This window comes from Arthrobacter sp. R1-13, assembly GCF_054161475.1.
Genome location: NZ_CP096420.1, coordinates 4,101,890 through 4,111,680, shown reverse-complemented (window position 1 = coordinate 4,111,680; position 9,791 = coordinate 4,101,890). Strand labels below are relative to the sequence as shown.

Sequence of the window (9,791 nt, the reverse complement as noted above, 5' to 3'; positions counted from 1 at the left end):
GTCGCTGCCACCTCAGCGTCAGTCGTTGAACAGCCCGGCCAGGTCTTCGGCTGTCAGTGATCCGCCAGCGAGGGTATCGCCTTCCATTACATCCGAGAACAGTTGGGATTTCCTGGCTTTCAGAGCCATGACCTTTTCCTCGATGGTGTCCTTGGCCACCAGCCGGTAGACCATAACGTTCCGCGCCTGGCCGATCCTGTGTGTCCGGTCCACGGCCTGGGCTTCCGAGGCGGGGTTCCACCAGGGATCCAGGAGGAAGACGTAGTCGGCCTCCGTGAGGTTCAGGCCAAAGCCGCCGGCCTTAAGGCTGATGAGGAACACAGGTGCGGTTCCGTTTTTGAATTCGTTGACCACGTCGGACCGGTTACGGGTGCTGCCGTCGAGGTAGCAGAATTCAATCTTTTCCTCGATGAGCCGCTCACGGACCTTGCCCAAAAAGCCGGTGAACTGGCTGAAGATGAGCGCCCGATGGCCCTCGGCCACAAGGTCGTCCAGTTGCTCAAACAATACGCCGAGCTTGCTGGACCGCACCGCGGTCAGGGCAGGATCAACCAGCGAGGCGTCCAAGGCCAGCTGACGCAGCAAGGTAAGGGACTGGAAGATCGTGAAGCGGTTCTTTTTGACGTCGTCGATCAGGCCAAGAATCTTTTGGCGCTCACGCTGCAGATGGGTCTGGTAGACCTTCTGATGGCGCGGGTTCAGGACCACTTCCAGGATCTGCTCCTGCTTGGGCGGCAGATCCCGGATGACCTGCTCCTTGGTCCGGCGCATCATCAGCGGACGGATGCGCCGCCGGAGCTTGTCCAGCTGCCCCTTGTCCCCGTTCTTTTCCACCGGCTTTTGGTAGTTCTCCGCGAAGCGGCCCGGGCTGGCGAAGAGCCCGGGAGCCACGATGGACGTCAAAGCCCAGAACTCCATCAGGTTGTTCTCCAACGGCGTGCCGGTGATCACCAGCTTGAAACCCGCCTGCAGTTTCCGCGCGCACTGGTACGCCTTGGACTGGTGGTTCTTCACGAACTGGGCTTCGTCCAGCATCAGGCCTGCCCAGGCGCGGGATGCGTAGGCCTCGTAGTCAATCCTGAAGAGGGCGTACGAGGTGATCACGACGTCGGCTTCGGCCATTGCTTCAACAGGATCGGCGCCGCTTTTGGCAAAGGTCTCGCCGACGGCCCGGACTGTCAGCCCGGGCGCAAAGCGTGCAGCTTCCGCTTCCCAGTTGCCCACCACGCTGGTGGGCGCGACCACCAGGAACGGTGCCCGCCCGGACACGGCTGCGCCGCTGACATCAACTACGGCTCCATCCTTGCCAGCTCCGGCAACTCCAGCATCAACCCCAGCGGAATCAACCCCGGATGCCTCTTTGGCAGCGCAAATCAGTGCCAGCGCCTGGACTGTCTTGCCGAGTCCCATGTCATCCGCCAGCACTCCGCCCAGGCCGTGCTTGTACAGGAAGGTTAGCCAGTTGAATCCTTCGAGCTGGTAGGGGCGCAGCTCAGCGTTCAGGGAGGCCGGCAGCGGAAGCCCGTTGGTGCCGCCGTCGAGCAGTCCGCCAACCGCCTCCCGCCACGCGGCCGCCTGCTCATCCACAATTCCCAAGTGCGCCAATTCGTCCCACAGACCGGCCTGGAACCGGCTGATCTGCAGGGGAGCGTCCTTGTTGTCCTGCAGCGACCGGGCTTCATCTATCAACGCCCTGAGCTGGTGCAGCTCCGGAAGATCCAGGGAGAAGTAGGCGCCGCTTGGCAGCAGCATGCGCGTTTGCCCTGCTGCCAGCGCGGAAAACAGTGCAGCGAAGGAGACGGGCTGGCCTTCGAGGGTGATGACGATTCCGAGGTCGAACCAGTCCCGCTGCTCGGTGGCCTTGGTGGAAATAGCGACGACGGGGGCTTCGTCAGCCTCGCGGTAATCGGCGATGACGCCTGCGGTGTCCACCTCGACGCCGGCTGTTTCGCGGAGCCGCGGCAGCACCTCCTCGGTGAACGCCAGCGTGTCCAGGCCTTTGAGCTCAACAGAAGTCGCGAGCCGGGGCGTGCCCCAACCTCCGGCTGCGGATTCGCCGAGGGCAGGCACAACGTCCCACGGCTGACCCACGGCCTCCAGAATGCGTGCTTCGCTGGGATCATCGCGGTAGCCATGATCGTCCGAATGGCGCCACAGAGGCTGGGCGGTCACCAGGTTTCCGGACTTGTAATGCCATTCCCAGTGCAGCCGGACCCGGTGGTCTGCGCCATAATTTGCCAGCAGGGAGAGCGTGGGAACGGCCAGGGTGGGCAGTTTCACCGACTCATCAGAGGCGGTCACGCGGGCAGCCTGCTTGAGCTTCGGATAGAAGCCAGTGAGGAACCGGCTCTCATCCTTGGCCGGGATATGAAGGGTGTTCGCAGCGGTCACGAAGTTCAGGAGCTCTTCGCTGAGCCCGCTCTCGAGCGGCGCGAGCGTAATCACAGGTTCAGCGGAAGGGGTTCCGGGACCCGACGCCGGCCCGTCCACTCCGGGAAGTGTGGCGTGGTCCGAGGTCAGGAAGATCCCGTGCGCCGGCCGGCCGATGGTGCCCACGGAAGCCGGGTCCACCACCTCGCCCTCAACGGTGACGGTGGGCGATAGCACCAGCCCGCCGCCGTCGGCCGCATCAAGTGAAGCGGCGGCCCCGCCGGTTGAGTCCGCCCCGCCGGCCGAGTCCTCGGTGACGGCTGGCCCGGAACGGGTGAGGTTAAGCCCGACGACGGCGGGAGAGTCCGCGAAGCGGACAGGTTCCTGTCCGCGGCCGTGGACCAGGGCGACGCCGATCTTCCGTGCTTCAGCGAGCAGGGTCCACAGGTTTTTGCCGGCGTAGGTGTTCAGGCCGAGCCACGGGGCCGACGCGACGTGCTGCCGGTTGGCCTGGACGGTATGCGATGCCAGGAACTCCTGCATCCACTCGACATGCTCCTGGTTGCACTCGCGTTTGAAGTTCAGATAGCTGAGGGTGTTCCAGGAGACGTCGCCCCGGATCCATTTTCCCTTCGTGCCCATGATGACTGGCCGGGCCTTCAGCTGCCGGACGCTTCGAAGCGGATCGCGGCGCCCGGTGTAGGAGAAGTGTGGTGCAGGTTCTTCGATCTCAAACTGCAGAGCCAGGGGGATGCCATTGGAGGACTGGGTGATGCCCGGCTTGGCGATGAGGGGGCTCAATGCCTGCTCCCAGTCGGCCAGCTCCAGGCTGTGCTGATCCCGGGAAAGCCGGGAGATCTCCGCAGGGGCCAGCAGTTGGACGCGCGTTGCCGGATTGTCCTCGGCTGCGAACAACAGGGCAGCGACATGCTTACAGTCCTTGCGGACAGGACAACTGCACACGCCCACAGTGCAACTCCAGCCACCGGCCTTCCGGACAAGCTTGGCGGTGGTCGAATACGGGACCTCGGCGCCGCCCCTGACCTTGCCAAGCATGAGCCCTGTTGCGGCATCGAACGTGATGCCCGAGACCCGGCTGCCCATGGCATAGGCCAGGCCGGCCGCAAGGGAGCGGTCGTTGATAGCGGGGGTCTGAATTGCCAGCGCCGAACTCTGGTCCGGTTGGGATGGAATGGTATGCACTACTTTCGGCAGGTCAAAATGCTGCAGGTTATCTGATCCATCTTAGTCAGCGAAACCTGCGCCCGAACGTAGCCGCTGACAGTTCTCCTTGAAACAGCCCGATGCTAACGTTGAAAGTGATCTGCAGCACGTTTGACCTTAGGTTCAAAAGGAAAGGAGATCGAGATGGTTGAGCGGGGAAATACCACCCATGGGCCAGCCTTGGATGACAAGATGAAGCAGGAAACCCAAGCGCTTCACCAAGGAAACAGGTCAGGACACGTAGAGGAATGGCGGGAAACCGAGCCCCTTCCGGACGACACTGACAGCCAGGAAATCAGGGAATCCGTCCGGGAAAATCTGCCCGCCGGTGAGCCTGAACCCACCGAGGCCGGCAGCCGGAAGAACACCGAAACACCGGGAAACGGGTGAACGGGATGAATTCGACCCTTGAAAGATTCTCGAAGCTCCTTGAGAAGGACGGCACCTGGTGCACAGTGCTGGCTGACGCCGGAACGGGAACAGTCGATTCCCTGGAGGCGGCAGACGTCCGGCCCGGGCAGATCCGTGATGCACTTCTTGCAGCGGGAGCTGCCAAAGCGGATGCCCAGGCTGTCGAACAAGCTATCCAGCCGCTGGAGGGAGTGCAAAATCCAGTGGCCCGCTTCCTGCTGGTCCACGACGGCCGGGTTGAAGTGGACGAGGTGCTCGCCGGCGAGCGCGTCGACAGTCCTTATGTAAAAGTCGGGGTGGCGCCGGACCTCCTGCCGCTTCTGCGTCATGCCGATTCCGACATACCAGTGGTGACCGCCAGTGTTGACCGCTCAGGTGCTGACATCAAGCTCGCCTACGCGCGTCGCGCCATCACGGGCGGATCTGAATCCAGCCACTCAGTGCAGGGCAGCACAGAGAACCTCAAAAAGGTACCCGGTGGCGGTTGGTCCCAAGGGCAGTTCCAGCACCGGACCGAGGAGATCTGGCGGAAAAACGCTGAAGATGTGGCGGCCGAAATAAACCGTCTGGTGCAGGCCGAACGCCCGGCAATTGTCGCTATCGGTGGGGATATCCGGGCACGCGACCTCGTCCTGCACCAGTTGTCGGAGAATGCCCGTGCGATTGCCACCACCGTGGACTCGCATACCAGGGCCGGCGGCGCCCATCCGGAAGTGATGGATGCTGCCGTTGAAAAGCTGCTGGCTGAAAACCAGGCGTATTCACAGCGGCGGCTGCTCGAACAGCTCGAGGAGGAGAAGGGGCACAGCAACGGAAAGGCTGCGACCGGGATCGGGGCCGTTGTTCACGCCCTCCAGCAGGCGCAAGTGCAAACGCTGGTCCTGAGCACGGAACTGACATCAGATCCAGGCGGAGGGAACACGGCTACTGATCCTGACAGCAATCCGGCGAGGGAAATGCTGGTCCTGGGCTCCAGCCCCTGGGTTGCCACCGTGGAAGAGGAAACTCTCGGAGCTCAGATCCTGGGCAAGGCGTCCGCTGCCGCTGCGCTGATCCGGGCAGCAGTGTTGACAGACGCCGACGTCGAAATCCTGCCCAAGGCAGCGATTCCAGGCGGCGCCGTCGTGGCGGCGCTCCTCCGCTGGCCGGTTGGTCCGCCGGTCCCGGGAGAAGGCTAGCAACTACCGGCAGCCGGCATTCGACGGCGGGACGCTCCAGAGCATCGGAGCGTCCCGCCGTCGCGCCCGGCCTTAGCCGTAGACTCCCCTGCTGGTTCCTGCCTACAGGTTCTGCTCTAAGGCACTGTGCAGGATAGACAGAGCCTCCGCATCCACGTCTGATGCGGCCTTGAGCCGAAGCCTGCGGGTGAAGGGATCTTCGGCACGGGACTTCACAGCTTCGACTCTTCCCTTTATGGGCGCATTCAGACGAAGGGTTACATCAACACTCGTGTTCGTGGTGCGTGCCACCTGCGCGAATTTCCGTCGGGGGCTGTGCAGGGAAATGTAGCCCTTGCGCAGCTGGATCTCCACACCTTCAGTCTCAGCTGCCCACGCCAGCAAGGCATCGGCTATCGGCCGCAGCTCCGGATGACTGGCGTACTGGGCATCCAGAAGCTCGTCAGCGTCGCGCAGCATGAATTCCGGGTAGCCGAACATCTCCCAGGACACGGCGTACTGGGCGTAACCGGTGATGCCGTGCTCCTCCCTCATCCAAACCCGGAGCTCGGCGTCGTTTTGCAAACCTGCTGCCCGGGCGCGCTCAGCCCACCAACTGACGTCATGCCCGGTTTTACGCTGCAGAAGGGCCTGGTTGCTGTCCACCATGGTCTGCCAGGACTTCGCAGTATCTTTCAGATTGCTTGGCTTCGCCATGGTCTAAATGCTACCGGCTGGCAGCCTGCCTGCAGCTTGAAGAGCAGGGACGCTCCCAAAATGCCCATGCTGAACTGCTGAGCTGCATCGTCGAAATCGGATGGCAATGGCCTCTGCAGTACCCGGCGAAAGCGCGTGGGATGCTGCTGTTGCAAGGAAGCGATGGCGCAGTCCCGGGTTTCCTTCGCAGTGACCATTGATTAGTGTGAGTCACTATGGTCACTCCAATGTTCACCGTTTTTCAGACGATGACTGGTTTCCATGGGGGGCTTCGACGCGGTGCTGCAGCCGGCGCGCTCGGGGCGATGCTGGTTCTTTCCGCAGGGATTCCTGTAGCCAACGCTGCGGGTCGGGCGCCGCAGGACACGTGCTTCCTGTTGATCTGCTCCCCCTCCCCGCCAGAGACTGCGGAACCCACACCCACTCAACCTGCACCGGCTCCAACACGCCCCTCTGAGGCTCCGGGATCGCCCTCAAACCCGCCTCCCGACCCTGCCCCGGCCGTTCCTTCCGGTCCGGGGCCGGCGGAGGAGACCGTCGCTCCTTCCTACGCGCCCAGTCCAAACCCTTCGGCTCCCGCTGACAGCTCGCTGGACGGTGATGACCCCGGAGCTTCGTCCACAGACTCGAATTCGGTAACTGATGGTTCTGGCTCCAACGCGCAACAGGTCCAGGTAACCGGCGGGGCGGGACCCGCTGGCCAAGGTATTGCTCCTGCCTCAGGCGCAAAGGACAACAGCGCCACATCCTCCCGGCATCTTGAGCAGGCCTCCCTAGTCCACCAGGGCAAGGGGAGCGCGTTGGTGTGGTGGGGGATCGTTGCGCTTGCTGTGGCGGGTATAGCGCTGGCGATCTTTTTCAGACTGCGGCGGACGGAAAAGCTGCTCACAAAGTCTCCGTGAAAAAACTTTTGGATATCGCGTAACCGATCCATGGTGCAAGGCGATGTATAGGGAGTGCGGGCGTTGCTCCGCACCACCTGACCTGCCGGCAGTACGAGAGCCGGTTTTGCACAAGTCCCAAATTCTTCGGAGGGTTCCATGTCCTTGTTCACTGTTATTGCCACCAGTAAAGTCGCCGCGAGCGCATTGGCCGCAGGCGCCCTGGCGGTTGGTGGCACCGGTGCCGCAGCATACGCCGGCGCACTTCCCACCGAGGTTCAGCAGAGCGCCCACGAGCTGTTGGGAGCCCCTGCCCCCCACGTTGACGGAGTTTCAGGCACCGCCAAGGCTGCCGCTGACGCTGCTGCCAACGCCGATGCAGACACCAATGTTGAGGCCGGCACCGGAACCGAAGCAGGAACCGAAGCCGGAGCCAGCGCTGCCGCCAACGCCGGTGTAGCCGCTGCCGTTGATGCAGCCGGTCCCGCCGCTTACGGTCTCTGCACAGCATTCACCCAGGGCGGCCTCGAAGCTTCCTCTGAAGGATTCGTCTCACTGAGCATTGCTGCCGGTGGCGAAACCGGCATTGAAAGCTACTGCGCCGGTGTCATCGAGGCAGGCAAGGCTGCAGGCCACGTTGAAGGCCAGGCTGAGGTCTCCGGATCGGCCACTGCTAAGGTAGAAGCTCCGGCAGTTCCCGAGCTGCCGACCCAGGCTGCCGTACCGGCAGCTCCGGAACTGCCGGTCGAGGTTCCCACGGAGGCCGCTGACGTTGCCTCATCGGCTGTACGCCCGTAGCGCTTAATCTCTAGCGGCCGCGGGGCTCTGTGCCTTTCCGCAGGAGCTCCGCGGCCCACAAAAGCGCGTGACGTCAGAGCTGTTCCAGGATCAGGAACGCTGACTTCGCCGCATGGATGGAGGAGCCCGGTTGCTGGACTCTGTGACTGATGAATATGTGCACACTGACGGCGCAGACCCGTCCGTGCTATTCACGGTCGCTTACCGCAGATATTCCGGTGCAGTTCTGGGCTACCTCCGGGCCAAGGGAGTCGACGACGCTGAGGCCGTCACCCAAGACGTCTTCCTGGCCTTCTTTCCCAAACTGGAAAGCCTGACGGGCGGGCTGCAGGGGGCAAAATCGTTGATCTTCTCTATTGCACATGCCCGGATGGTGGACCACTACCGCCGCAGCGAACGCGCGCCGGCACTGAGCCCGTACGAGGCACAGCTGGACGGCCGGAGTTCGACATCGGCTGAAGACCAGGCGTTGTCGCAGGCCAACGGGCTGGGCACAGCGGCGTTGCTGGAGGATCTCAGCGAGGATTACCGCGAGGTTCTGGCTCTGCGGGTCGTAGCCGACTTGTCAGTAGAACAAGTGGCAGACATTATGGGCAAGACTCCGGGAGCTGTAAAGCAGTTGCAGCGCCGGGCACTTAGCGCACTCAGGGACCGTGCGTCAATTACGAAACAAGGCACATCATGAGCTACACACCCGTATCCGGAAGCGACCGCCTCATTGACCAAGTCCTGGCCGAGGCCGGTCTTGAAGAGGCAGACGACCTTCGCCCCGTCCTGCATGAGCTGCGTTCCCTGGGAACGGAGCAGCCGGAACCAAGCGCGGAGATCCTCGCCCTCATGGAGGGAACCACGCCCGCTGGCTCCGGCCTGCACGCCGGAACTCCCGACTTCGGATCGCCCGACGGCGGCGGCGCGGACGTCGTCGACCTCGCCGCCCGGCGTCGCAACCAGCGCAGGCTTCCGCTGACCGTCTTGGGAGTAGCTGCTGCGCTGGCCGTCGGTGGTGGCGCAGCGGCCGCAGCTGACCAGGGCGTACGCGACACACTTCATTCGGCGTTCACTTCTATTGCCTCCACTTTCGGGAGCGGGAACCCCAAACAGGGCCCCAAGAACCCAACGGTACCGGGACCAACGGAAACCGGCGGGGAGTTCCAGCGGACATCGCCGTCGCCCGGCGGATCTTCCCCGACCCCCTCCGGGACGAACGGGCGTCCGGCTGACGGCACCCACCCCCGTCAGGACGGGGGCCAAGCTCCGGGTGATCCAGGCACAGCACCTGGCAGGTCTTCCGAAATACCCTGGCCGAACGGAACCACTCCTGCCATTCCGAACGTTCCGGCCGCGCCGAGTATCCCGGCCCCGGCGCTGACGCCGCCGGGCCTGCCGTCCTTGCCTGCACTTCCCTCTTCTGAGCGGACTGACGGCGCCACTCCACAGCCCTGAGGATTCCGCAACCGCTCTGCATGACGCCCTGCCACAGCAGGGACTTGAGCATGATGCTCTCCGATCTGGGGCTGTTCAGCCTTTGAAGTGCCAGGCGTCGAGCACAACACGGCCAAGCGGCGATTCCAGTGTCACGGTGATTGGTGGGTTCTGCGCATCCTCGATCGGGCTCGCCTGAACGGCCGGAAGCTTCAGCACGTCGACCACCTGCGTCGGAACGCCGCGGAGCATCAGATCCTGCAGCGCCAACTCCGTCGGCGCCATATGGGCACACGGATGTTGCCCTTCCCATTGGATCAAGCTGGGCAGCGCGCCTGCGCATTCAGTACCACCGTCGTCGCGGACTGTTATTCGCCACCTCAACAGTCCGTGAGGAGTATCGCGCTGCATTGACAGCACCTCGCCAGGATTGAGGGCGGAGCTGGCAAGGTTCCGGCGCAGCATCTCAATCTCCCGGGTGCGGGCCACTGCGTGCACCAGTCGAGGGCGCTCGCGGACAGCCTCGCGCACCTCGGGGTGGTCGAGTCCGAACCAGCGCGGCCTCCCCGGCGGCGGCGCGTCAGGATCGATCGCGATGACCTCAAGGTAGCAGTCCGGGAAGCTCTCGCTGCTGATGGCAATCACTCGGTTATGTGTACCCATCAACACATGCTTGCCACCACCGGAGGGTTGAACCCCGAACGTGGCCGCGCACCAATTCTCGCCCTGTTCCAGCGAATCGGCGGCGATGACCAGGTGATCGATAGTGGCGTTCACAACTCAACCGTACCGCCCGTGGCATTCGACAGAC

Annotated in this window: 9 protein-coding genes; 6 read left to right on the top strand and 3 right to left on the bottom strand. The window is 63.4% G+C overall.

Features of this window, described 5'->3' with window-relative positions; translation table 11 throughout:
* Nucleotides 1-18 precede the first annotated feature (18 nt).
* On the bottom strand, nt 19-3,564 hold the full coding sequence (locus M1D88_RS19095) for a DEAD/DEAH box helicase (RefSeq protein ID WP_458114578.1): 3,546 nt from the start codon (nt 3,562-3,564) through the stop codon (nt 19-21).
* A gap of 174 nt (nt 3,565-3,738) precedes the next feature.
* Here M1D88_RS19095 and M1D88_RS19090 point away from each other — a divergent pair, with 174 nt between their 5' ends.
* Together M1D88_RS19090 and M1D88_RS19085 are read left to right on the top strand one after the other, a co-directional pair.
* Entirely contained in the window at nt 3,739-3,984 is a 246-nt protein-coding gene (locus M1D88_RS19090; protein ID WP_458112297.1) for a hypothetical protein, read from the top strand.
* A 5-nt stretch (nt 3,985-3,989) separates the two neighbouring features.
* Nucleotides 3,990-5,183, top strand: coding sequence for a baeRF2 domain-containing protein (locus M1D88_RS19085; RefSeq protein ID WP_458112296.1), 1,194 nt, complete (start codon nt 3,990-3,992; stop codon nt 5,181-5,183).
* A 102-nt stretch (nt 5,184-5,285) separates the two neighbouring features.
* Here the strand turns inward: M1D88_RS19085 and M1D88_RS19080 are convergent, their stop codons facing one another.
* Nucleotides 5,286-5,879 carry a DUF5655 domain-containing protein gene (locus M1D88_RS19080; protein WP_458112295.1) on the bottom strand — a complete coding sequence of 198 codons (594 nt, stop codon included), beginning with the start codon at nt 5,877-5,879 and terminating at the stop codon, nt 5,286-5,288.
* A gap of 227 nt (nt 5,880-6,106) precedes the next feature.
* On the opposite strand from M1D88_RS19080, the gene M1D88_RS19075 reads away from it, so the two are divergent.
* From M1D88_RS19075 to M1D88_RS19060, 4 genes are all read left to right on the top strand, one after another.
* Complete coding sequence (locus M1D88_RS19075) at nt 6,107-6,781, top strand: hypothetical protein (RefSeq protein ID WP_458112294.1); 675 nt, start codon at nt 6,107-6,109, stop codon at nt 6,779-6,781.
* A 138-nt stretch (nt 6,782-6,919) separates the two neighbouring features.
* Complete coding sequence (locus M1D88_RS19070; RefSeq protein ID WP_458112293.1) at nt 6,920-7,558, top strand: protein tyrosine phosphatase; 639 nt, start codon at nt 6,920-6,922, stop codon at nt 7,556-7,558.
* A gap of 130 nt (nt 7,559-7,688) precedes the next feature.
* Complete coding sequence (locus M1D88_RS19065; RefSeq protein WP_458114577.1) at nt 7,689-8,243, top strand: RNA polymerase sigma factor; 555 nt, start codon at nt 7,689-7,691, stop codon at nt 8,241-8,243.
* Complete coding sequence (locus M1D88_RS19060; RefSeq protein ID WP_458112292.1) at nt 8,240-9,001, top strand: hypothetical protein; 762 nt, start codon at nt 8,240-8,242, stop codon at nt 8,999-9,001. The genes M1D88_RS19065 and M1D88_RS19060 overlap by 4 nt, the downstream gene beginning before the upstream one ends.
* Before the next feature lie 75 nt (nt 9,002-9,076).
* On the opposite strand, the gene M1D88_RS19055 is transcribed toward M1D88_RS19060, so the two are convergent.
* Entirely contained in the window at nt 9,077-9,757 is a 681-nt protein-coding gene (locus M1D88_RS19055; protein ID WP_458112291.1) for a VOC family protein, read from the bottom strand.
* Nucleotides 9,758-9,791 lie beyond the last annotated feature (34 nt).

Coding starts and splice junctions, on each gene's coding strand:
- M1D88_RS19090 (WP_458112297.1), top strand. CDS start 3,739: ATGGTTGAGCGGGGAAATACCACCCATGGGCCAGCCTTGGATGACAAG.
- M1D88_RS19085 (WP_458112296.1), top strand. CDS start 3,990: ATGAATTCGACCCTTGAAAGATTCTCGAAGCTCCTTGAGAAGGACGGC.
- M1D88_RS19080 (WP_458112295.1), bottom strand. CDS start 5,879: ATGGCGAAGCCAAGCAATCTGAAAGATACTGCGAAGTCCTGGCAGACC.
- M1D88_RS19075 (WP_458112294.1), top strand. CDS start 6,107: ATGTTCACCGTTTTTCAGACGATGACTGGTTTCCATGGGGGGCTTCGA.
- M1D88_RS19070 (WP_458112293.1), top strand. CDS start 6,920: ATGTCCTTGTTCACTGTTATTGCCACCAGTAAAGTCGCCGCGAGCGCA.
- M1D88_RS19060 (WP_458112292.1), top strand. CDS start 8,240: ATGAGCTACACACCCGTATCCGGAAGCGACCGCCTCATTGACCAAGTC.